Genomic DNA, 21,454 nt, shown 5'->3' with positions numbered 1-21,454 from the left:
GTGGCCGCACGCTGCCCGTCCACCTCCACCCGCACATCGCGCACGCCCGCCGTCGATTCCATCACCCCACCCCTCCCTTCGAAGCGTTGAACCTGCTTCAAAGATACCGGTGGGTTTCGCGGCCTCTCCTGCGGCTCCAGGACGCACGAACGCGAGGTCGGAGGCTTCGGCAGAAGGCCGCAGCCGTGTAGCGCGTTCCCGGAGGCCTCTGAACGCGCGGAGCGCGACGTGCGCGGTGCATCCTGGACCCGAGCCCCCGCGACACGCCCGAAGCCGTCCATGGCAGAATGGGACGGTCGCGGGGCTTGCTGCAGTCCCCGACGGGGGTTCGGGCTGCCGCTTCAGGCTTGCGCCTCTCCCGCAGGCGCTCTCCTCAGGACACCGGTGTCTCCTTCTTCTCCGGCGGCCGCGTCCACGGGGTCCACTCCTCCCCGAGCACGTAGCGCTGCATCCAGCGGATCTCCTCCACGTCGCGCGTGCGCTGATGACGCGGCTCACGAAATCCGTGCGGCTCGCGCGGGAACTTGATGTAGCGCACCGGTGCCTTGCCCACGTCGCGGATGCCCACGAAGAACATCATGCTCTGCTGCTCGGTGTCGGTCGTGTCCTCCTCGCCGTGCAGCAGGATCGTGGGCGTGCTCACGTTGGCCACGTGCGTGAGCGCCGACTGACCGCGCCACCCGTCCGGATTCTCCCAGGGTGTGCCGCCGATGTGCCACAGGCGCACATCGTGATTGAAGCCGGGTCCGTACTCCGACGTCCAGTCGTAGACACCGGCCCCGATGGACGCGGCTTTGAAGCGGTCCGTCTGCGTGATGGTCCACCCGCCCAGGATCCCGCCGTAGCTCCAGCCGCGGAGCGCCAGATGCTCGGGATCGGCGATGCCGCGCTCGATCATGGCGTCGACGCCCGTCTGCAGGTCCTGGTAGTCGCCCTTTCCGATGCCGTCTCCCTGCTGCACGGTGTTGCCTTCGCGGAGCGCATCCGTGTAGCCGCTGGACCCCCGCACGTTCGGAGACAGCGACGCATAGCCCAGTCCGCCGTAGATGTGGTAACGCGCGGACCAGGCGTTGGGGAACACGCCGGCCGGGCCTCCGTGGATGTTCAGCATCAGCGGCACCCGCTCTCCGTCCGAACGCCCGGCGGGCAGGTGCAGCAATCCCTCGATCTCGGTGCCGTCGGTGGAGCGCCAGCGCACGACCTCCATGTCGGCGAGCTGCAGATTCGCGATCTGGGGATTCGCGTGCGTGATGCGTACGGGCTCGCTCCGTCCCTGCACGGTGCCGACCCATAGATCGGGCGGAGTGCGGTAGTCGCTGTAGCTGGCCAGCCAGCGGGTGCGGTCCTTCGACCAGGATCCGGCGCGCAGCGTCCCGGTCCGGTCGGTGAGCTTCGTGAGGGAGCCGCTGTCGACATCCAGGCGATACAGGTTCGTGGCCACACCCTGCTGGCCGCTGAACAGCAGCGCCCGACCGTCGGGCGTCCAGACGACGTTGCTCGGAGAGCCTTCGAATCCGCCCGACACCAGGCGATGCGTGCCGGCGTCCACGTCCATCACCCAGAGCTTCGTGTTGCGGTTCATCCACTCCCGGTCGTCGGCCGCGGTGAACAGCAGCCGGCGGGAATCGGGAGCCCACTCCAACCCCCCCTCGGGCGCCTGGTTGGTGGTGACCTGCCGCACGGTGCCGCTGGCCACGTCCAGGACGTGGATCTCGCTCAGGTGGTCGTCGTTCTCACGATTGGAGCGGCGGGCGGTGTAGGCCACGCGCCGCCCGTCGGGGGAGACGTCGAAACTTCCGATGAGGATGGAGTCCTGCGTGAGCGCCCGCTCCGACTTCGCCGCCACGTCGAACACCCAGAGGTTGCGCCAGTTGGAGCGTGTCTTGCCGTTGGCGCCTTCGTCCACCCAGATGGCGTCGGCCCCGTTCTCGACCTCCTTCTCGACGCTGTCGGGCACGGCGTCTTCCGCGGTGAAGAAGAGCTGTGTGCCGTCGTCGCTCCACTGGTATGTGCGCACGGACGTGTCGTGCTCCGTGAGCTGGACGGCCTCGCCCCCCGTCGTGCGCATGGAGAAGACCTGCTGCTTCTTGTCCACCGTGCGCTTGAACGAGAAGAAGCGACCGTCCGGCGAGAACTGGAAGTCGCTTCCGCCCTCCTCTCCCAGCCAACGGAAGGCCTCGCCCCCGGCCGCGGGAGCCATGTGGTAGGTCTTCTCGTACGTGTTCTCGCCCCAGTCCAGGCGCTGCTCCGAGAAGAACACCCGCTGCCCGTCGGGGGAGAGCAGGGCGTCGCCCACCTGGACCATGTCGAGCTCGTCGTCGACGGTCATGGGGCGAAGGGTCTGGGCGTCGAGGCGGCCCGTCGCGAGCGGAAGGAGGGCAGCGAGGGCGAGGAATCGGAGCACGTGGGCCTCCATTCGATCCGGGCGAGTCCAGGTCTGGCATGGCCGACGACCCCCTCGACGGGGGAACGCGGCAATTCTCGACGGTAGGGTCCGCGCAGGCTCGGGTCCGGTCAAGGGGCCGTCGCTGCGTCGGCGGCCGCCGCGGCCGGGCGTGGAATCCCCCGTCCGGAGGGTGTGGACACCCGAACCGCTCGCGCCCCCCGGCGAGGGGAGTCGGCCTCCCCCCGCCCCGACCGCCACGGTCGCGGGCGTGGACGTATCTATAACATGCACTTGTGCATATATATCGATATTGATATCATTGACTCCATGAACAAGAACGAGCTGGTCCGTTCCGCCGATCCGGCCGTCCTCCGACGGGCCGCCGAGATCATCCGGATGCTGGGGCATCCGGAGCGGCTGAAGATCGTGGAGGTGCTGGAGCGTGGGGAGACCACGGTGACCGAGATCCAGGAGGCCGTGGGCCTGCCGCAGGCCTCGGTCTCCCAGCATCTGGCCCGCCTGCGGGGCTGCGACGTGGTCGCGTCCCGCCGTGACGGCGTCCACGTCCACTACCGGATCATCGAGCCCAAGGTCTCCCACATCCTGAACTGCATCCGGACGTGCGACCTGTGAAGGCCGAGCCCACCGACCTCCCCCGGATCCCCAACCCATGAGCCTTCCGCTTCTCCTGTTGGTGACCGCGCTGGCCCCGCCCGCGGACACCGTCCCCCTGAGCCTCGAGGACGCGCTGGCGCGGGCCCGGACGGCCAATGCCGCGGTCCAGGCCGCGGAGGCCGGCAGCGCCGCGGCCGACGCGCGCGTCTGGCAGGCCACCCGGGCCTTCCTGCCCTCCACGCGGGTGGAGCTCCAGGGCCTGCGCACCACCGACCCGGTGGGCGTCTTCGGCCTGAAGCTCCGCCAGGAGCGCTTCGCCATGGAGGACCTGGCCCTGGACGCCCTGAACCGTCCCGAGGCCATCGGCGGGTTCTCCACCACCCTGGGGGTGGAGATGCCGCTCCTGGCCCCCGAGGGCTGGTTCGGCTTCTCCGCCGCCCGCTCCGCCGCCGTGGCCGAAGAGGCGGGGGCGCGCCGGATGGCGGGCGCCGTCCGCCTGCAGGTCAGCCAGGCCTACTGGAACGCCCAGTGGGCGGCCCGCTCCGTGGCGGCGCTGGACACCGCCCTCGCGGCCGCGCGCGCCCACACGGCCCAGGCCGAGGCGATGGAGCGGCAGGGACTCGTCACCGGGCTCGACGCCCGCATGGCCCGCATCGCGTCCCGCGAAGTGGAGATCCGCCTGGAGCAGGCACGCGTCGAACGCGACATCGCCAGGAGCCAGCTCGCCACCCTGCTCGGGATGGCGCCGGACGCGGATCTGACCCTCACGGACGCGCTCACCACCTCCGTCGGCGCCACCTGCGTGCAGGAGGACTGCGACCTGGCCGGCCGGGGCGACCTCGAGGCCCTCACCGCCGGACGCGACGCCGCGGCCGCCCAGGCCCGGAGCGCCTGGTGGGCCCAGCTGCCCCAGGTCATGGGCTTCGCCGCCGTGGTCCACCACGGACAGGACACGCCCTGGGGCACGGGCTCGGGGGACTGGACCGTGGGGCTGGGCATGCGCTGGGCGCTCTTCCCCGGCCTCTCCGGCATCGGTGCGGTCCGCGAGGCGGGCGCCCAACGGAGGGCCGTCGACGCGCAGCTCGAAGGCGCGCGCCTGCAGGCGGAGGCCGAGGTCCGGGCCGCGCGTCAGCGCGTGCAACTCGCCACCCGCGCGCTCGAGTTGGCCACCGCGGCCGAGGCGGAGGCCCGCACTGCGCTCGAGCAGGCGCGCCTGCGCTACCGCACCGGCATCTCGCCCGTCACGGAGCTTCTGGACGTGCAGGCCACCGCCACCCAGACCGCCCTCTCCCTCTGGACCGCGCGCCGGGATCTGCTCGTCGCGCGGGCCGCCCTGGACTTCGCCTACGGAGCACACGACCGATGAGACGCTTCGCCCTTCTTCCCGCCCTGGCCCTGGCCCTGACCGCGTGCGGGTCCGACGAGCCCGCGCCCGCCCGGGCGGCCACCGCCGACGTCGCCGGCACCCCGATCGAGCAGGAGACCCTGCCGTCCTGGATCGTCGCGACCGGGGAGGCCCGCCCGACCGCGCGCGCCGAGCTGGCGACCCGCGTGATGGCCCGGGTCACGGCGGTGGACGCCGAGCTGGGCGCCCGCGTGAGCGCGGGTCAGCCCCTCCTCCGCCTGGGCCTGGAGGACATCGCGGCCGCCCGCCAGCGGGCCGCCGCCGCGGTGCGGCTGGCGGAGGCCGCCGAAGCCGAGGCGCGCCGGCACGACGCGCGTATGGACACCTTGCTCGCCCAGGACGCCGTGGCGCGCGTCCAGCGCGATCAGGCCGCCCTGGGCCTGACCAAGGCCGAGGCCGATCTGGCCATGGCGCGCTCCGCCCAGGCCGAGGTCGAGGCGCAGGCGGCCTACGCGGAGATCCGCGCGCCGTTCGCGGGTGTGGTGGTGGCCCGTTCGGTCGATCCGGGCGACCTGGCCGCGCCCGGGATGCCGCTGCTGGTGGTCGAGCGGGCCGGGGCCCGCGAGGCCGTGCTGCACGTGCCGGTCGATGCCGCTGCCGGGCTGGCCGTGGGGGACACCATCCCCGTCGAGTCGGGCGCGCGCAGCGCCGAGGCGGTCATCACGGCGGTCTCGGGCGGCGCCGATCCCATGACGCGCACGGTGGAGATGAAGGCCGCGCTGCCGGCGGACTGGCCGACCGGTACCGCGCTGACCGCGCGCGTTCCCACGGGCACGCGCAGCGGGCTGGCCGTGCCCGAGAGCGCCATCGTGCGTCGCGGGCAGCTCACCGGCGTGCAGGTCGTCGAGGACGGGCGCGCCGTGCTCCGCTGGGTGCGCCTGGGCCGGACCTTCCCCGACGGGCGCCATGAGGTGCTGTCCGGCCTGGAGCCCGGAGAGAGGATCGTCCGATGAAGACCGGGCCGTCCGGAGGAATCGCACAGAAGTTCCTCCACTCGAAGCTGACCCCGCTCCTGATCGGTGCGTCCATGGCCGCCGGCCTGGGCGGCCTCCTCACCACCCCGCGGGAGGAGGAGCCGCAGATCCGGGTACCCATGATCGACGTGGCGGTGGGGCTCCCGGGCGCGAATCCGCGCGAGGTGGAGCGGCGCATCGTCGAGCCGCTCGAGCGGGCGCTGTGGGAGGTGCCCGGCGTGGAGTACCTGTACTCCGCCTCGCAGAGCGATGGCGCGTTGGTGACCGCCCGCTTCGAGGTCGGCACGGAGCCGGAGCTCGCGCTCACGCGGCTCTACGGCAAGCTGATGGCCAACGCGGCGTCGGCGCCGCCCGGTGCCACGCCCCCGCTGGTGACGCTGCACGGGATCAACGAGGTCCCGATCCTGACGATCACGCTCTCGTCTGCGGCCGACCACACCGGAGGCTACCTGCTCCGGCAACAGGCCGCGGAGCTGGCCGCCGAAATCAAGCGCATCCCGGACGTGGCGGAGAGCTGGGTCGTGGGCGGCGCGCCGCGGGAGGTGCGCGTGACGCTCGATCCCGCCGCGCTGGCCGCGCGCGGACTGTCGGCCGGGGTGGTCATCCACGCCCTGGGCACTTCCAACGTGGACCTGCCTGCGGGTACGCTGGTGTCGGACAACCGCACGGTACCCGTGCGGGTGGGCCACCTGCTGCGTCGTCCGGATCAGGTGAAGGACCTGGTGGTGGGCATGCAGCAAGGCCGGGCCGTGCGGCTCGGAGACGTGGCCACCATCGAGGACGGCCCGGCCCTGCCGGATCAGTACGTGGCGCACCTGGAAGGCGCGGACGCGGACTTCGAGCCCGCCGTGACCATCGCCATCGCCAAGCGGGAAGGGAAGAACGCGGCCGACATCGCCCACCGCGTGCTGGAGCGGGTGGCGGAGCTCGAGGGCGTGGTGCTCTCCGAGGACGTGCGGGTCACCGTCACGCGGGACTACGGCGAGACCGCCACGGAGAAGTCCCGCGAGCTGCTGCTCCACATCCTGATCGCCACGTTGGGAGTGGCCGTCCTGGTGTGGCTGGCGCTCGGCTGGCGGGAGGCCGTGGTGGTGCTGGTGGCCGTGCCCGTCACGCTGGCGCTCACCCTGCTCGTCTACCGGCTCTACGGCTACACGCTCAACCGCATCACGCTGTTCGCGCTCGTCTTCGCGATCGGGATCCTGGTGGACGATGCCATCGTGGTGGTGGAGAACATCGCTCGCCATCTGGGGATGGGCCGCCGCCACGCGGACGAGGCCGCCGTGATCGCCGTGGACGAGGTGGGCAATCCCACCATCCTGGCCACGCTCACCGTCATTGCGGCCATCCTGCCCATGGCGTTCGTGTCCGGTCTGATGGGGCCCTACATGCGGCCCATCCCGGTGGGCGCTTCGGTCGCCATGATCTTCTCGCTGGTGGTGGCGTTCGCCATCACGCCCTATCTGGCCGTCCGCCTGCTCAGGAACCACGCGCCTGCCCACCCGACGGGGGGAGCCGGGGAAGAGGAGGAACCGCGGCCCACCGGCCGGATCGCCGATGCGTACCGCTCCATGCTCGAGCGCTGGATCGCAGATCGCCGCAAGCGCTGGACGGCCTATGCGGTGATGGTGGCCCTGCTCCTGGTGTCGGTGCTGCTGGTCCCGCTCAAGCTGGTGAAGGTCAAGATGCTCCCCTTCGACAACAAGAGCGAATTCCAGCTCATCGTGGACATGCCGGAGGGCACGACGTTGGAGCGCACCAACGAGGTGGCGCAGGCGCTCGCGCTGGCGGTCGCGACCGACGAGGACGTGCACGACGTGCAGACCTACGCCGGCGTGGCCGCGCCGTTCAACTTCAATGGCCTCGTGCGCCACTACTTCCTGCGGCGTGGTCCCACGGTGGCCGACGTGCAGGTGAATCTGGCGGACCGGCACGAGCGTGACGCCCAGAGCCACGCCATCGCGCTCCGGCTGCGGCCGGTCGTGGACTCCGTGGCGCGCGCCTATGGCGCCTCGGTCAAGCTGGCCGAGATCCCGCCGGGCCCGCCCGTGCTGGCCACCCTGACGGCCGAGGTCTACGGGCCCGACTACGACGAGCAGATCCGGCGGGCGGCGCGCGTGAAGGAGATCTTCGAGCGCACCGACGGCGTGGTGGACGTGGACTGGACGGTCGAGGCGCCGCACGTGCAGGTGCGCGCCGCCATCGACCAGGCAGAAGCGCTGCGGGCTGGCATCACGCCCGAGGATCTGGCGCGTACGTTGGCCGCGGCCGGCGGTGGCGCGGTGGGCGGGTTGCTCCATGACGAACACGCCGCGGAGCCGGTGCCGCTCCGCATCCAGTTGGCGGACGCGGACCGGAGCGGCGTCGGTGACCTGGCCGCGCTGCCCATCGCCACACCGGGTGGGGCGCGGCGGTTGGGTTCCCTGGCCGCATTCGACAGCATGCCCGCACCCGTCACCCGGCACCGCAAGAACCTGCGGCCGGTCGTGTACGTCACGGCCGACGTGGCTGGCGCCATGGAGAGCCCCGCGTACGCCATGCTGGCCATGCGCCACGAGCTGGGCGACGAGGCGGAAGGCATCCCGGTCTACTACGCCGCCTCTCCCACGCTGACGGAGGAGTCCTTCCTGGTGTGGGACGGCGAGTGGAAGATCACAGTGGACGTGTTCCGCGATCTCGGGATCGCCTTCGCGGCCGTGCTGGTGCTGATCTACGTGCTGGTGGTGGCCTGGTTCCAGAGCTTCCTGGTGCCGTTGGTCATCATGGCGCCGATCCCGCTCACGCTGATCGGGATCCTGCCCGCGCATGCGCTCAGCGGCGCGTTCTTCACGGCCACGTCGATGATCGGGATGATCGCGCTGGCGGGCATCATCGTGCGCAACTCGATCCTGCTGGTGGACTTCGTGCGGCTGGAGCTCGAGCGCGGGCGACCCCTGGCCGAAGCGGTCGTGGCCTCCGGGCTCATCCGGGCCCGACCCATCGTGCTCACCGCGCTGGCGGTCGTGATCGGGGGGATCGTGATGGTCACCGATCCGATCTTCCAGGGTCTCGGCATCGCGCTCATCAGCGGTGCGCTCGTGGCGACCCTCCTCACCCTGGTCGCGATCCCCCTCCTCTACTACGAGATGATGCGATGAAGATGCTGCTGATCTTCGTGGACGCGGATCATGCCCCCGACGTGGCCGCGCTGCTGGAGACATCGGGGGTGATGGGCTGGAGCGAGATCCCGCAGGTGCTGGGGAAGGGGTCGACCGGACGGAAGATGGGGACGCGGGCCTTTCCCGGATCGTCCACCCTCTTCTTCGCCGCCGTGCCGGTGGAGGAGGCCGTGCGCCTCACGGCGGAGGTCCGGCGCCTTATGGAGCAGCGCGGTCCCGAGGAGGGGATCCGCGTCTACGCGTTGGACACCGTGGAGGTCCTATGAAGATGCACTATCTGATCCGCCGCATCGCGGGGATCTTCGTCCTCGGATCGCTGGCTCTGGGCTGGTGGGTGCACCCGGCCTGGTTCCTCTTCACCGCGTTCGTGGGTTTCAACCTGATCCAGTCCAGCTTCACGCATTTCTGCCCGATGGAATGGATGCTGGCCAAGGCCAAGGTGGCGGACCCCGTGTAGGGTGGCGGCTCGTGCGGGCGCCTCGTGCCCCGGGAGGGCAGGCCGTCCTCCCGGGCGGGACACTCCCGCACGACCCCCGCGCGGGGGTGTCAGGCGCCGAACGTGTCGCAGGTGTTCGGGTCGCCGCTCTGCAGGCCCCGACGCAGCCACTCGAGGCGCTGCTCGGAGGTACCGTGGGTGAACGACTCCGGCACGACCCGACCCTGCGTCTGACGCTGGATGCGGTCGTCGCCGATCGCGGCCGCGGCGCGTAGCCCCTCCTGCGCATCGCCCGGCTCCAGGCGGCCCTGTGCGGCCGCGGAGGCGCCCCAGACACCCGCGAGGCAATCGGCCTGCAACTCGAGCCGCACCGAAAGCTGGTTGGCCTGGTTCGGACGCGCCTGCTGCAAGCGGGAGACCTCGGTGGAGATGCCGAGCACGTTCTGGACGTGATGACCGATCTCGTGCGCGAGCACGTACGCTTGCGCGAAATCGCCGGGAGCGCCGAAGCGCTGGGCCAGCTCGTCGAAGAACGAGAGGTCGAGGTAGACCTTCTCATCGCGCGGACAGTAGAACGGACCCATCGCGGACTGCCCCAGGCCGCATGCGGACGGCGTGGCGTCACGAAACAGCACGAGGGTGGTCTCGCGGTAATCGGCGCCCATCCGTGGCAGCCGCGTGTTCCAGACCGCTTGCATGTCGTCCAGCAGGAAGGACACGTAGTCGACGGTCTCTTCTTCGGCGGCCGTCGTTTCCAACGGGCCTTCCGTGACCTGCGGGCGATTGTTGGTGGCGGAGACCACCGGTCCGAGCACCTGGAGCACTTCCGGTCCGAAGAAGACGCTGAGCACCAGGAGCAACAGGGTGCCCCCGATGCCCACCCCTGCCCGTCCGACCCGCTGCCCCCGCCGATCCTCCAGATTGCGGCTGCGGCCGCGCTTCTCCCACTGGACCACGGTCCCTCCGGCTGCGGATGTCCTCAGGCGTGCGGGGGTCGCTGCGCGTGGGTCGCCGCCCCGAGCCCGGCCGCCCGGCCGGTACTCCACGCCCACTGGAAGTTGTGTCCCCCGATAGGCCCGAATGCGTCGAGGAGTTCCCCGCACAGGAACAGCCCGGGGCACAGGCGGCTCTCGAGCGTGTGCGGATCCATCTCCGACAGCGCCACGCCACCGCCGGTCACCTCCGCCTTCTTGTAGCCTTCGTCGCCCGTCCAGGGCAGGAGCGTGTCGCACAGCGCTTCCACGAGCGCGGTCCGCTCCCCGCGGCGGAGCTGGGCCAGCGTGCGGTCCGCGGGGATGCCCGCCTGTGCGAGCAGCTGCTCCACCAGCCGGTCGGGGAGGTGGCGTCCCACCGCCCGCGCCACGGTGCCCGGCCCACTCTGGAGCTCGGCGGTCCAGGCGTCTCGGTCCAACCGGGTCCAGGCCACCCGGATCCGCGCGGAATCGGGCTCCGCCAACCCGAGTCGGGCCCGGGTGGCCAGGTGCGAGGCGTCCAGGACCGCGGGACCACTCCACCCACGATGCGTGAACAGGAAGCCTCCCGTCGTGGTGACGCGGGGGCGGGCGGCCGGAGCCCGCAGGGTGACCTCGAGCGAGATCCCCGCCAGATGCGCATGCGGAGGCGGATCCGCCGTGAGCGGCGTGAGCGCCGGATACGTCGGATGGACGGTATGCCCGAGCCGGTCCGCCAGCTTCAGGCCGAAGCCGTCGCTCCCGGTGGCGGGGACGGACAGGCCCCCGGTGGCCAGCACCACGGCGCAGGCGATGAGGGGTGGCGCGCCCTCCAGGTGGACCGTCCATCCGTTCCCGGTCGGGACCGCGTCGGTGACCGCCGCGCCGAACCACGGGCGGACTCCAGCGGCGCGGGCGGCGTCGAGGAGTGCGTCGCGAACGTCGCGGGCCTTGCCGCTCCGCGGGAAGAGCTTGGCGGACTCGGCTTCCAGGGACAGGGGAAGGCCCAGGTCGGACTCGAAGAAGGCGCGCTGCTCGGCGAGGGGCCAGGCGCCGAGCAGTCGGCGCAGCAGGCGCGCGGACGAATCGGTCACGAACGCGCCCGGCCGCTCCACCGCCGGCAGCACGTTGCAGCGACCTCCGCCGCTGATGAGGATCTTGCGCCCGCCATCCGACGTGCGCTCGAGCAACACCACCGACGCGCCGGCGCGCGCCGCGTGCAGCGCCGCCATGAGGCCGGCGGCGCCGGCGCCGATGACGGCGACGGGGAGCGGAACAGGGGACTCCGTCATGCCCGTGTCCGCCGGACCTGGACCTTCGGGACAGGCCGGCGGGGGCTGGGCTCAGGCCGCGGCCGCATCACATCAGCTCATCCTTCGGCTCGGAGCGCCTCGTTCGGCTGGATGGCCAGTACCCGTCGCATGGGAACGTAGCAGGAAGACGCCCCCACGACCGCCACCGCGCCCACCGCGAGCCCCAGCGCCAAGGCCACGGCGCCGACGGTGGCGTGGCGGCTCCCGCTGGCCAGGCCCAACTCGTAGAACACCCGTGCCGCCAACGGCAGCCCCAACAGGGCCCCGATCCCGATCTGCAGCAGCGAGCGACGGAGCACCGTGTAGACCAGGCGGGGGCGGGTCGCCCCCAACGCGGCGCGGACACCGATCTCGCGGGTCCGCTCGGAGACCGAGAAGGACATCATGGCGTAGATGCCGGAGATCACCAGCACCAGCAGCACGGCCACCAGCAGCGCCAGCCCGGCGGCGACTCCGAGGATCAGGTACCAGTCGCCCTGGTTGATCCGTCCCAGCGGTCTCGGAGCTCCGGCGATTGCGGTGGGCGCCACCTGCTCCACGATCTCCCGCACGCGAGGGACCAGGGTCTCGGGCGAGACCCGGGCATGGATGCCGATCTGGAAAGGATTCAAGTCCCCCGGCGCGGTTGGGAGATACAGCGCCTCTCCGCTCGCCGGGTTCACCATGTTGATGCCGAGGTGGCCGACCACGCCGACGATCTGATACCAGGGACCCTCTCCTTCATTCGCTCCGGTCAGGAAGCGGATGCGCTGACCGATCGGGTCGCGTCCCGCGAGCAGTCGCTCCACGAAGGGCGCGTTCACGATCACGGCCGTGGCCCCGTCCTCGACGTCCCCCAGAGCGAAGTCACGACCCATGAGGATGGGTGTCTCCAGGGCGGAGAAGAAGCCCGGGTCGATGCGCACGGCGCTGACGTACCACCCCGGCATGCTGCCGGGGCGGGTCACACCGTCGATCTCGACGGGCCGGGAACGGGCGTCCATGCGCGGCAATGCGTCGGCCACGGCCACGCTACGCACGCCGGGTTCGTTCTGCAGGCGCTCGACCAGCGCCCGCTGAACGGCCGCCATCTCCTCCCGGAAGCGCTGCCGCTCCACGGCCTCTCCGCCCCTCGGCGAGGCGTCCGGCATCCGCACGTCCACGGCCAGGTACTCATCGGCGGGAATGCCCGCGGCCTGTGCTGCCCGGGCGGCATCGGTCATCCGATCCACCGTCGACAGCGCGAGGGACACGACCACGACGGAGACCGCCACGTCGGCCACGACCAGCGCTCCGATCGCGCCGCCGAAGCGGATACCGGAACGGCCCGCGTTCGCCTTGCGGATCGTGTCGCTGACGTCGCGCCCCGTGATGCGCAGCGCCGGCAGCACGCCCGCGAGGGTCGCGCTGAGGACAGCCAGGACCAGGGCGCTGAGGAGCCCGCCGCCCGTGACGTCCAGGGACAACCAGTAGGGAAGGGACTCGACGCCCGCCCAACCCGCGAAATCCAACCGTCCGAGCGCGGTGTCGAGCAAGAAGACGCCCATACCGGCGGCGAGGACAGCGAGCACCAGCGTTTCAACGAAGAGCTGCGAAACGATGCGGGCCCGACCGGCCCCCAGCGCGCCCCGGATGGCAAGCTCCCGGAAGCGTGTGGCCGTACGCGCGAAGATCAGCATCGCGACGTTGCCGCACGCCACGAGCAGCAGGGTCAACGCCAGGGTCTGGAAGAACAGGTACTCGGGCAGGCTTCGCAGGCCTCCGCGGGGGAAGGAGAGGTAGGAGAACGCGAAGGGGACCACCTCCGGTTGTAGACGGACGCGTAGGGAGGAGTCCTCCTCGACGGGGGCGCGTCCGGCCGCACTGAGCTCCGTCTGCGCCTCCTCGACCGAGACGCCGTCGGTGAGACGGCCGAAGACGCGCAGGCCCTGGAGCCGCGCTGCCGAGGCCAGCGGGGCCTCGCGGAGCGGCAACCAGATCTGGTCGGCCCACGGAAACAGGAAGCCGGCCGGCATGACCCCGACCACCGTATGCGGCGCACCGCCGATGCGGATCGTCCTTCCCACGAGCGTGGGATCGGCACCGAAGCGTGCCGTCCACAGCCCATGCCCGAGGACCACGACGTCGGGAGCGTCCGCCGCCTGATCCGAGGGAAGCAGGGTGCGGCCCAGCAGGGCGGGCCGACCGAGGATGTCGAACGTGGACGCGGTGACGTGAGCCCCCCGGACCGGCGGGGCGCGGCCATCGTCGGCGTCGACGTTGAACGTGGAGCTCTGGAAGGCGCCCAGCCGAGCGAAGGACGAAAGCTCCCGCGACCAGTATTCGAAGTCGTCGAGCCGGGGTGTGGCGACGCTGCTGGTCAGGGGCTGCCACAGGCGCAGCGCCCAGACGCGGCGCCCCGGGTCTTCCGGCAGCGGTGCGTCGAACACGCCCGACAGGTGCATCGGCGCGAGCCCCACGGGGATCCCCACGGCCAGCGCGAAGACCGCGACGACGGTGAGCCAGGGATGCTTGCGCACCATGCGTAGCGCCACCTTCAGGTCGAGCGACGAGAAGCGGACACCGTCGAAGAGGCCCAGACCCCGCGCCGTTCGTGCGTCGTCGCGGTGCGTCTCGATGTGCCCGAACTCCAGATGGGCGCGCCGGGCCGCAGCGCGCGGATCCAGGCCCTCCCGGATCAGGGCCTCCGTGCGGAGCTCGATGTGATGGCGGAACTCCTCGAGCATCTCTGCTTCCATCTCCGAGCGGTGACGCAGTCCTCTCCACAGCGAGCGCACGCGCGCCACGAGGCGGCGGATCCCCGAGGAGCCAGGTCGTGGATCCATGCTCAGGTCTCCAGGGGCGTGGCGGTCAGCGCCAACGCGATGGCGTCGGCCAGGCGGTTCCAGCTCGCCTTCTCCTCCCCGAAGCGCTTCCGTCCTGCACCGGTCAGCCGGTAGAACTTGGCGCGCCGATTGTTCTCGGACGTTCCCCACTCGCTCTCGATCAGGCCCTGGTGTTCGAGCCGGTAGAGGGCGGGGTAGAGGGCTCCCTGCTTGATCTCCAGGGCGCCTCCGGAGATCTGCTCGATGCGGAGCAGGACCCCGTAGCCATGCACGTGCCCGAGGGAGATGGCCTTGAGGATCAACAGATCCAGGGTCCCGGGAAGGGGGTCGGCGCGGTCGGTCATCGGCTCTCCTAGATGAATTAGGAGAAGCTAGGCCGCTCTCCTGGACTGTCAAGGAGATCCGCCCGGGGCGCGACCGCGTACGCCGGGCGTCGCCGAGCCCCAGGGCGTCGGGTGATCCCCCGACGCTGTTCCAGTACCTTCCGCTCCGCGGCCCATGCCACGGTCCACGTTCCTCCGCCGCCCGCTGGAAGGAGACCTGCGTGTCGTTCAAGATCGCCACCTGGAACATCAACTCCATCAAGGTCCGCCTCGATCGCGTGCTCGACTGGCTGGAGCGGGAGCGCCCGGACGCGCTCTGCCTCCAGGAGACCAAGATCCCCGACGACGCCTTCCCCTTCGAGGCGATCGAGGCGGTGGGGTACCACGCGGTGGTGCACGGGCAGAAGGCCTACAACGGCGTGGCCATCCTGGCGCGGTCCGCGCCCGAGGCGGTGGAGCGGGGCCTCCCCGGCGACGGCCCCGAGGAGGAAGCGCGGCTCATCTCGGCCCTGGTGGACGGCGTGCGGGTGATCAGCGCGTACTTCCCGAACGGCCAGATGGTGGGCACCGAGCGGTACGCGGCCAAGCTGCGGTGGATGGACCGCCTCCTGGACCACCTGCGGGCCACCGCGAGCCTCGAGGCCCCACTGGCCCTGGTCGGTGACTTCAACGTGGCTCCGACCGACCTCGATGTCGCGTTTCCGGAACGCTGGGGAGCGAGCGTGCTCTGCCACGCGGACGCCCGCGCTGCACTCGCGCGCTTCGAAGGATGGGGGCTGGTGGACGTGGTGGCTGCCCGGCGTCCGCAAGACAACTGGTTCACGTGGTGGGACTACCAGCGCCTGGCGTTCCCCAAGAACGACGGGCTGCGGATCGACCACGTGTTCGCCACACCGCCGCTGGCCGGCCAGGTGCTGGAGACGCGCGTGGACCGGGAGGCGCGCAAGAAGCTCCACTTCGAGTCGAAACCGTCGGATCACACGCCGGTGGTGGTGACGTTCTCACGCTGACGGATCTTTCCGCGCGGGACCCGTAGTCCTCCTTCCGACAGACGAGCAGCTGCCACTCCGCCACCTTTTCCTGGCGTCGGTCGCGCATTCGGCCGGCCGACGGAACCCTGGAGGTGAGGAGGGCACCATGTCGTCCAGACCTGCCTTCTCGCGCTGGGGCCGCTTCGCCGTTCTCGTCGTCCTCGGGGGGATCGGGGCCTGCTCCGACTCCACCGGGCCGTTGGTCGAGAACGTGTCGGATTTCCGCATCGATCTGCCGGTGGCCACCCTGGCCGCGGGCACCTCGCTACCTGTGGCGGCCCAGGCGGTCTACACATCGGGGCGCATCGAAGCCCTGAACGCGAGTTGGTCCACGTCCGACGCCCTGTGTGCGGAGGTCGTGGAAGGAAAGCTGGTCGCGCGTCACTCCGGTACCGTCATCCTGACGGCCACCAGCGGTCGGCGCACGGCGACCCGCAAGGTCGTGATCACACCCTGGGGGCGTGAGATCGGCCCCGAAGGCGGTCAGCTCAGCTCGATGGACGAGCAGATCCGCCTGGTCGTACCCGCCGCGGCGCTGTCCGAACGGACGTTCGTCTCGGCCGAGTGGTCGTTCGCCTCCGAGTACGGCACCGACGGCATCGTGGCCGGCTCGGCGCATACGGTGCGCTTCGGTGACGTCGTGCTCGGCCACCCGGTCCGGGTGCGGCTACGCTATGAGCCGAACGCGCTGGGCCCGGATGCCCGTCCGGTCTTCCTCCGGCTCCACCGTTGGACCGGGGCAGGATGGGAGGCCGTGCCCGGGCTCGGCGACCCCATGGGGGCGTACGTCGAAGGCGATGTCGACGGGTCGGGCGTCTATGCCGTCCGGGAGATCGCGCCGTGGGTGGACCGGATCGATCCCGATGTCGCTCTGACGCAGCTTCGGGTCGGGGAGACCACCACCATCGGTGTTTCGGTCTACGACGTGACCGGAAGCGGGCTCGAGCGACCGATGACGTTCACCTCTTCGGACGAGAACGTTCTGGCGGTGGACGCCGACGGGGTCGTGACCGCCAGGGGCCCCGGCACCGCCACGGTGACCATCGACGTGGACGGCGTGCAGGCCCAGGTAGCACTCGAGGTTGTCCCCTCGGTCTGGGCCGTGAGCCTGACGCCGAACAGCCTGACGCTGCTTCCCGGACAGGTCGCCACGATCGCGGCGGCCGTGAAGGATGGCGCAGGCAAGCCCAACACGATGGACGTCACCTGGTTCACCGAGAACGCGGCTGTGGCCGTCGTCAGCGAGCGTGGCGTGGTCACTGCGGTTGCGCCCGGCTCGACCCGCATCGGCGTCGTGGCCGACGGCGTGCGGGGGTGGGCGCAGGTGGTCGTGACGCCGGCAGCGCCGGTGCCCGTCGCGTCCGTGACGGTCACGGCCTCCGCGACGACCGTCGTGAAGGGCACCCTGGTGCGGGTGAGCGCCCTGGCCTACGACGCGTCCGGAAAGGCGCTGCCCGACCGTACCATCACGTGGGCGACGTCGCACCACGACATCGGAGTCCCGATGGACACGGTCGGTTCGGCCGTGGACTTCAAGGCCGGGTTCGTGGGCACCTTCCGCGCGATCGCGACGAGCGGTGGGGTGAGTGGATCTGTGGAGATCACCGTCGTGGCGGCGCCACCTCCTGCGAACGATGGCGTGCTGTCCGTCACGCCCACGGCCTGGACGGCCCATCCGGGTGACGAGCTCACGCTGATCGCCGAGGTGCAGGATCACAGCGGGAATCCGGTCCCGGGTCGCACGTTCACCTTCGTGAGCAGCGACCCCACCGTCGCATCGGTGGATGGCTCCGGGGTCGTTCGCGCGCATTCCGCCGGCGAGGCGGACATCACGGTGACCAGCGGCGCCCTCAGCGCCGTGGTGAAGGTCGTCGTGGCCAAGCCGGGTGGCGGAGGGGGAGGCGAGCCCGAGGAGGGCTACGGAAACAACCTCTCCTGGCCCGTGATCTTCGCCGAGGGATACGGCGTCACCGGGTTGCCGGTCGCCCAGGATCCGGGCGTTCGACCCACGCTGATGGAAAGCATCCCCGTGCCCTCCAACGACGCGTTCTTCTGGTCCGGGAACACGCCGGACGTGGAGGTCGGTGGGGTCCAGTACTTCCAGCAGCAGAACGCCAACACCTGGCGGGCGCAGTGGTTCGACGGCAGCGCCCTGGGTCGGCAGTCCGCGGAGGTGGATTGGGGAGACAACCTGACCCACCACACGTGGAACACGCACTCGATCGTGCGGATCGAACACACGCTCAGCGCGTGGACGGCAGCCCCGGCGACAGGGTTCAACATGACCCTGCTCTCGGGGTCGGGACCGTCCGAGATGCACGGAACCGATGGCTCGACGGGTGGGTTCCTGCCGACCATCTACTCGGTCAGCCCGCGCTTGAAGATCGAGAAGCTGGACAACACCACCCTCGAACCGCGCTTCACGGCCTTCGAGGGGACGATCGCCGAGGGCCTGGGCAACGACGGCCCGGGGTACTACAGCGCGGAGGTCAACGTGGCCGGGAAGGTCATCTACGGCTACAACTTCTTCCTGCGTGACGTGCCCATCCCGGCCAACGAGCATCGCTACGGCTGGTGGCGCATCACCTTCAGCCTGGACGACTTCGCCCTCGTCGGCGGGGTGTCCGTCCCGCGCAACGTCTCGCTGGACGCCTGCGGCGAAGCCGCCGATCCGGAGCTGGAGTACGTTCCGGTGCTCGACCCGTCCGGTCGCTTCACCTGGCTCGACATCTGGGTCGACCAGGCCGGAGGTGGTGGCGGTGGTGGCGGTGGTGGCGGTGGAGGAGGGGGTGGTGGAGGAGGTGGTGGGGGTGGGAACTGCGGAGGAGGGGGCGGCGGGCACACGTGACGCCGCGTGACCCGGCGGGGAGGGCCTGGCCCTCCCCGCTTCTTCGTTCCTGCCCTCAGGACCCGTTCCTGCCCTCAGGACCCGTTCCTGCCCTCAGGACCCGTTCCTGCCCTCAGGACCCGTTCCTGCCTCAGGACGCGGGTGCCGGCTCCAGCACCACCGCGATCTGCGTGCCCTGCGGGTGGACCGCGATCCGGGAGATGCGGCTCCCCAATGCGGACAGGTCCGCGATCTGCGCCCACGACCCCTGCGGGTCGCCGGGATCCCGCGCGTACAGCCTGCTTCCCTGTCCCATCAGCAGGACGCCGTCCGGAGTCCAGGCGTGGTCCTCGCTGCCTTCGAGGGCGGGCACGATCGGATGCGTCTCTCCCGTGTCGACGTCGACGCCGCGGATCCATGCGACACTGTCGGGCACCGCGGTGTAGCTCACGGTCCGTTGTCCGGGCACCCTCTGCAGGGAGCGTCCGATGCGCTGGTCCACGACACGGGTGCTCCCGGTCGTCGGGTCTGCGAGCACCAGGGTGACGGGATCGCCCAGCACGAAGAGCGCGACGTGGCGCTCGTCCACCCAGGCGTGATAGCCGACCGGAGCGATGTCGGGGAAGACCACCTGCTCGTCCGCGACGGCCGTCCGCCACAAGCGCTGTGTGGAGTCGGGCTCCACGCGGACCACGACCACACCCCGGCCGTCCGGCGGCACCAGGGCCGAGTACTCGCTCTGATCCGGCGTGGACGCCACGGGTTGGCGTGCACCCGTCGTCAGGTCGAGGCGCAGCACGTCCGTGCGCCCGTTCGCCTCTCCCTGTGTGTAGAGCAGGAAGCGTCCGTCGGGCGTGAAGGCGGGTTGGTTGTCGTATCCGGGGCGGTCGGTCGCGTTGCGGGCATTGGAGAGCGTGAGGGCCGTACCGCTCCCGCTCAGATCCGCCAGCACGATGTCGGGAGCGGGGGGTGCGGTCGCGGTGCTCGCGGTGTCGGGCTGCGCCGGTCCGTCCGTCGCGGGCGGCGGTGCGTCGGGCGCGCACGCCCCGACGGCGCACAGCAGGAGCACACAGGCCCTGCGAGGCTGTCGAGCGGAGATCTGCACGGTGGCTCCGGGTCGGGGGAGGAACGCCGCCAAGCTGTCCGTCGGGCGCGCGTGGGACAAGGGTCAGCCGCCAGCTCGCCCGAGCGGCTCCGGGTTCCACTCCCGCTCCCGTACCCAGCGCTCCATCCACCGGATCTCCTCGACCATCTGTCTCCGGATGTGCAGCGGCTCGCGGAAGCCATGTGACTCGCGCGGAACGCGGAGGTAGCGCACGGGCGCGTTGCCCAGCACCCGTAACGACGAATAGAGCATCATGCTCTGGGGCTCCGACGTGGTGTGGTCGGCCAGACCATGGAAGAGCAGCAGCGGCGTGGTGATCCGGTCGGCCTGTGGCAACGTGGACTGGTCGTCCCAGGCGGCGGGGTCGCTCCAGGGGGTCCCGCCGATGTACCAGCGCGTGACGTCCCAGTGGTAGCCCATCCCGAACTCGGCCCGCCAATCGTACACGCCCGCTCCGAGCGCGGCGGCACGGAAACGGTCGGTGCGCGTCAACGCGTATGCGCCCAGGATGGCCCCGTAGCTCCATCCTCGTACGCCGATGCGCTCGGGGTCGACGACGCCTCGGCGCACCAGCATGTCCAACCCGGTCATCAGGTCGTCGTAGTCTCCCATGCCGATGCCGTCCCCGCGGTAGAACGTGTTGGCTTCGCGGATCGTGTCGCCGTATCCGGCGCTTCCGCGGACATTCGGCGCGAAGACCGCATAGCCCAGGCCGGCGTAGATGTGGGGCTGGGGCGTCCAGGTGTCGTCCCAGAATCCGGGCGGGCCCCCATGGATCTGCAGCACGAGCGGCAGCGGGCCGACCGATCCCCGGGGCGTGAACAGAAGCCCCTCGATCTCCAGCCCGTCCGCGCTGGGCCAGCGGACGATCTCCATGTCGGCGCGGGCCACCTCCCGCTCCAGCCAGGGATCGAGGTCCGTGATCCGGACGGGCTCGACGCGGGGGAGCGGCGACGCGAGGACGTCCGGTGCCGTGGCGTGATCGGCGAACGTGTAGGCCATCATGCGCTGATCGGCGGACAGGGCGGTGACGTCCAGATCTCCCGTCGCGTCGGTCAACGCGCGCACGCCCCCGGTCGCGGTGTCGAGCTCCCACAGGTTCGTGTTCGTACGCACGAGCGCCGTGAAGCGGATGCGCTGCCCGTCCGGATGCCACCAGTAGCGAGCGATCCGGCCGGGAAAGGCCTCCGAAAGCAGCCGCACCTGCCGGTCCGCCAGGTCGAGCGCGAAGAGCTTGTCCTCCTTGTGCGTCCACGAGATGGAGTCGTCGGCTGCCCAGGTGACCCCGCGCCCGTCCGGCGTCCACTGCACCCGGTCCTCGACGGCGGCGTTGTCCGTGAGCCGCTCCAGCCGCCCGTCCTGCACGTGGAGCAACCAGATCTCGTTCTGGTCGATGTCGTTGCGGTTGGACGATGCGCGCGCGACCAGCAGCACCCGATCCCCGGTGGGCGAGACCTCGTACTCGAAGACGTGCATGGCGAGACGTGTCAGCCGTCGCGTGGAGCCGTCGCGCGGGTCGAGCAACCAGAGGTTCTTCCAGACGCCGGCGAGATCCGAGTTCGGCCCCTCGTCCACGAACCAGGCGTCGTCTCCGGCCTCCACCGCGGGTGCGGTGCTGTCGGGCGCGAGGAAGACGATCCAGCGGCCGTCGCCCGACCATTCGTGGGATTCGATCGAGGTCGGATGGCGGGTCAGGACCCGTGCCTCGCCTCCGGCGAGAGGTAGCGCGTGCACCTGCGCGCGACCGTCGACCTCGCGCAGGAAGGAAAGGGATCCACCGGTGGGTGCGAAGAGGACGTCCGAGGGCTCAGGATCCCCGAGGAAACGCCGGGGAGTCCCGCCCGTGGCCGGCGCCGACCACCAGGAGGTGTGCCAGCGGTTGGTGTCCCAGTCGATCGTACGCTGCGACCAGACCACCCGGCGACCGTCCGGCGAGATCAGCGGCTCGCCCACCTGGGTGAGCCGCAACGCATCGGTGGGGGTCAGCGGGCGTGACTGCGCCCGGAGCGGCGCGGCGGACAACACCACCGCCGTCAGGGCGAGCGAGCAGATCTTCACGAGGCCTCCGGGTCTGCGGACGTCGCAGTATCCGGAGCGGATGGCCGGGACGCCAGCCTCGCGGTGCCC

General features: G+C 70.9%; 15 protein-coding genes. 8 read left to right on the top strand and 7 right to left on the bottom strand.

Going from position 1 to position 21,454, the window contains the following annotated elements; all coding sequences use genetic code 11:
- Positions 1-373: 373 nt before the first annotated feature.
- On the bottom strand, positions 374-2,404 hold the full coding sequence (locus tag R3E98_01635; protein ID MEZ4422085.1) for a S9 family peptidase: 2,031 nt from the start codon (positions 2,402-2,404) through the stop codon (positions 374-376).
- Between the two features lie 309 nt (positions 2,405-2,713).
- Here R3E98_01635 and R3E98_01630 point away from each other — a divergent pair, with 309 nt between their 5' ends.
- Genes R3E98_01630 through R3E98_01605 form a run of 6 tightly spaced genes read left to right on the top strand, consistent with a single transcriptional unit; the run spans position 2,714 to position 8,995 of the window.
- Positions 2,714-3,019 (top strand): metalloregulator ArsR/SmtB family transcription factor, encoded by a 306-nt coding sequence (locus R3E98_01630; protein MEZ4422084.1) that lies wholly within the window; start codon positions 2,714-2,716, stop codon positions 3,017-3,019.
- Between the two features lie 37 nt (positions 3,020-3,056).
- Positions 3,057-4,367 carry a TolC family protein gene (locus R3E98_01625; protein ID MEZ4422083.1) on the top strand — a complete coding sequence of 437 codons (1,311 nt, stop codon included), beginning with the start codon at positions 3,057-3,059 and terminating at the stop codon, positions 4,365-4,367.
- The gene (locus tag R3E98_01620; protein ID MEZ4422082.1) at positions 4,364-5,359 is read left to right on the top strand and encodes an efflux RND transporter periplasmic adaptor subunit; all 996 of its coding nucleotides are present in this window, start codon (positions 4,364-4,366) and stop codon (positions 5,357-5,359) included. The genes R3E98_01625 and R3E98_01620 overlap by 4 nt, the downstream gene beginning before the upstream one ends.
- Positions 5,356-8,517 carry an efflux RND transporter permease subunit gene (locus R3E98_01615; protein ID MEZ4422081.1) on the top strand — a complete coding sequence of 1,054 codons (3,162 nt, stop codon included), beginning with the start codon at positions 5,356-5,358 and terminating at the stop codon, positions 8,515-8,517. Before R3E98_01620 ends, R3E98_01615 begins: the two co-directional genes overlap by 4 nt.
- On the top strand, positions 8,514-8,804 hold the full coding sequence (locus R3E98_01610) for a hypothetical protein (protein ID MEZ4422080.1): 291 nt from the start codon (positions 8,514-8,516) through the stop codon (positions 8,802-8,804). Before R3E98_01615 ends, R3E98_01610 begins: the two co-directional genes overlap by 4 nt.
- Positions 8,801-8,995 carry a DUF2892 domain-containing protein gene (locus R3E98_01605; GenBank protein MEZ4422079.1) on the top strand — a complete coding sequence of 65 codons (195 nt, stop codon included), beginning with the start codon at positions 8,801-8,803 and terminating at the stop codon, positions 8,993-8,995. Before R3E98_01610 ends, R3E98_01605 begins: the two co-directional genes overlap by 4 nt.
- An 89-nt stretch (positions 8,996-9,084) precedes the next feature.
- Here the strand turns inward: R3E98_01605 and R3E98_01600 are convergent, their stop codons facing one another.
- The 4 genes from R3E98_01600 to R3E98_01585 form a co-directional block, all read right to left on the bottom strand.
- Positions 9,085-9,930 carry a neutral zinc metallopeptidase gene (locus tag R3E98_01600; GenBank protein ID MEZ4422078.1) on the bottom strand — a complete coding sequence of 282 codons (846 nt, stop codon included), beginning with the start codon at positions 9,928-9,930 and terminating at the stop codon, positions 9,085-9,087.
- Positions 9,931-9,953: 23 nt separating this feature from the next.
- Positions 9,954-11,216, bottom strand: coding sequence for an aminoacetone oxidase family FAD-binding enzyme (locus tag R3E98_01595; GenBank protein MEZ4422077.1), 1,263 nt, complete (start codon positions 11,214-11,216; stop codon positions 9,954-9,956).
- Between the two features lie 77 nt (positions 11,217-11,293).
- The gene (locus R3E98_01590) at positions 11,294-14,041 is read right to left on the bottom strand and encodes an ABC transporter permease (GenBank protein ID MEZ4422076.1); all 2,748 of its coding nucleotides are present in this window, start codon (positions 14,039-14,041) and stop codon (positions 11,294-11,296) included.
- A 2-nt stretch (positions 14,042-14,043) separates the two neighbouring features.
- A complete protein-coding gene (locus R3E98_01585; protein ID MEZ4422075.1) occupies positions 14,044-14,385 on the bottom strand; it encodes a PadR family transcriptional regulator in 342 nt (113 codons plus the stop codon).
- Between the two features lie 200 nt (positions 14,386-14,585).
- On the opposite strand from R3E98_01585, the gene xth reads away from it, so the two are divergent.
- Both xth and R3E98_01575 read left to right on the top strand, forming a co-directional pair.
- Positions 14,586-15,374 carry an exodeoxyribonuclease III gene (gene xth, locus R3E98_01580; GenBank protein ID MEZ4422074.1) on the top strand — a complete coding sequence of 263 codons (789 nt, stop codon included), beginning with the start codon at positions 14,586-14,588 and terminating at the stop codon, positions 15,372-15,374.
- A gap of 127 nt (positions 15,375-15,501) precedes the next feature.
- Positions 15,502-18,243 (top strand): Ig-like domain-containing protein, encoded by a 2,742-nt coding sequence (locus R3E98_01575; protein MEZ4422073.1) that lies wholly within the window; start codon positions 15,502-15,504, stop codon positions 18,241-18,243.
- 130 nt (positions 18,244-18,373) lie between these two features.
- Here the strand turns inward: R3E98_01575 and R3E98_01570 are convergent, their stop codons facing one another.
- Positions 18,374-19,327, bottom strand: a complete 954-nt coding sequence (locus tag R3E98_01570) for a hypothetical protein (GenBank protein ID MEZ4422072.1) — start codon at positions 19,325-19,327, stop codon at positions 18,374-18,376.
- Between the two features lie 63 nt (positions 19,328-19,390).
- Positions 19,391-21,385 (bottom strand): S9 family peptidase, encoded by a 1,995-nt coding sequence (locus R3E98_01565; GenBank protein MEZ4422071.1) that lies wholly within the window; start codon positions 21,383-21,385, stop codon positions 19,391-19,393.
- Positions 21,386-21,454 lie beyond the last annotated feature (69 nt).

Source organism: Gemmatimonadota bacterium (assembly GCA_041390125.1).
GTDB lineage: Bacteria > Gemmatimonadota > Gemmatimonadetes > Longimicrobiales > Gaopeijiaceae > JAGQIF01.
The sequence above is the reverse complement of the archived record's forward strand: the minus strand, read 5'-3'. Positions and strand labels throughout refer to the sequence as shown.

Coding starts and splice junctions, on each gene's coding strand:
- R3E98_01630 (MEZ4422084.1), top strand. CDS start 2,714: ATGAACAAGAACGAGCTGGTCCGTTCCGCCGATCCGGCCGTCCTCCGA.
- R3E98_01625 (MEZ4422083.1), top strand. CDS start 3,057: ATGAGCCTTCCGCTTCTCCTGTTGGTGACCGCGCTGGCCCCGCCCGCG.
- R3E98_01620 (MEZ4422082.1), top strand. CDS start 4,364: ATGAGACGCTTCGCCCTTCTTCCCGCCCTGGCCCTGGCCCTGACCGCG.
- R3E98_01615 (MEZ4422081.1), top strand. CDS start 5,356: ATGAAGACCGGGCCGTCCGGAGGAATCGCACAGAAGTTCCTCCACTCG.
- R3E98_01610 (MEZ4422080.1), top strand. CDS start 8,514: ATGAAGATGCTGCTGATCTTCGTGGACGCGGATCATGCCCCCGACGTG.
- R3E98_01605 (MEZ4422079.1), top strand. CDS start 8,801: ATGAAGATGCACTATCTGATCCGCCGCATCGCGGGGATCTTCGTCCTC.
- R3E98_01595 (MEZ4422077.1), bottom strand. CDS start 11,216: ATGACGGAGTCCCCTGTTCCGCTCCCCGTCGCCGTCATCGGCGCCGGC.
- R3E98_01590 (MEZ4422076.1), bottom strand. CDS start 14,041: ATGGATCCACGACCTGGCTCCTCGGGGATCCGCCGCCTCGTGGCGCGC.
- R3E98_01585 (MEZ4422075.1), bottom strand. CDS start 14,385: ATGACCGACCGCGCCGACCCCCTTCCCGGGACCCTGGATCTGTTGATC.
- R3E98_01575 (MEZ4422073.1), top strand. CDS start 15,502: ATGTCGTCCAGACCTGCCTTCTCGCGCTGGGGCCGCTTCGCCGTTCTC.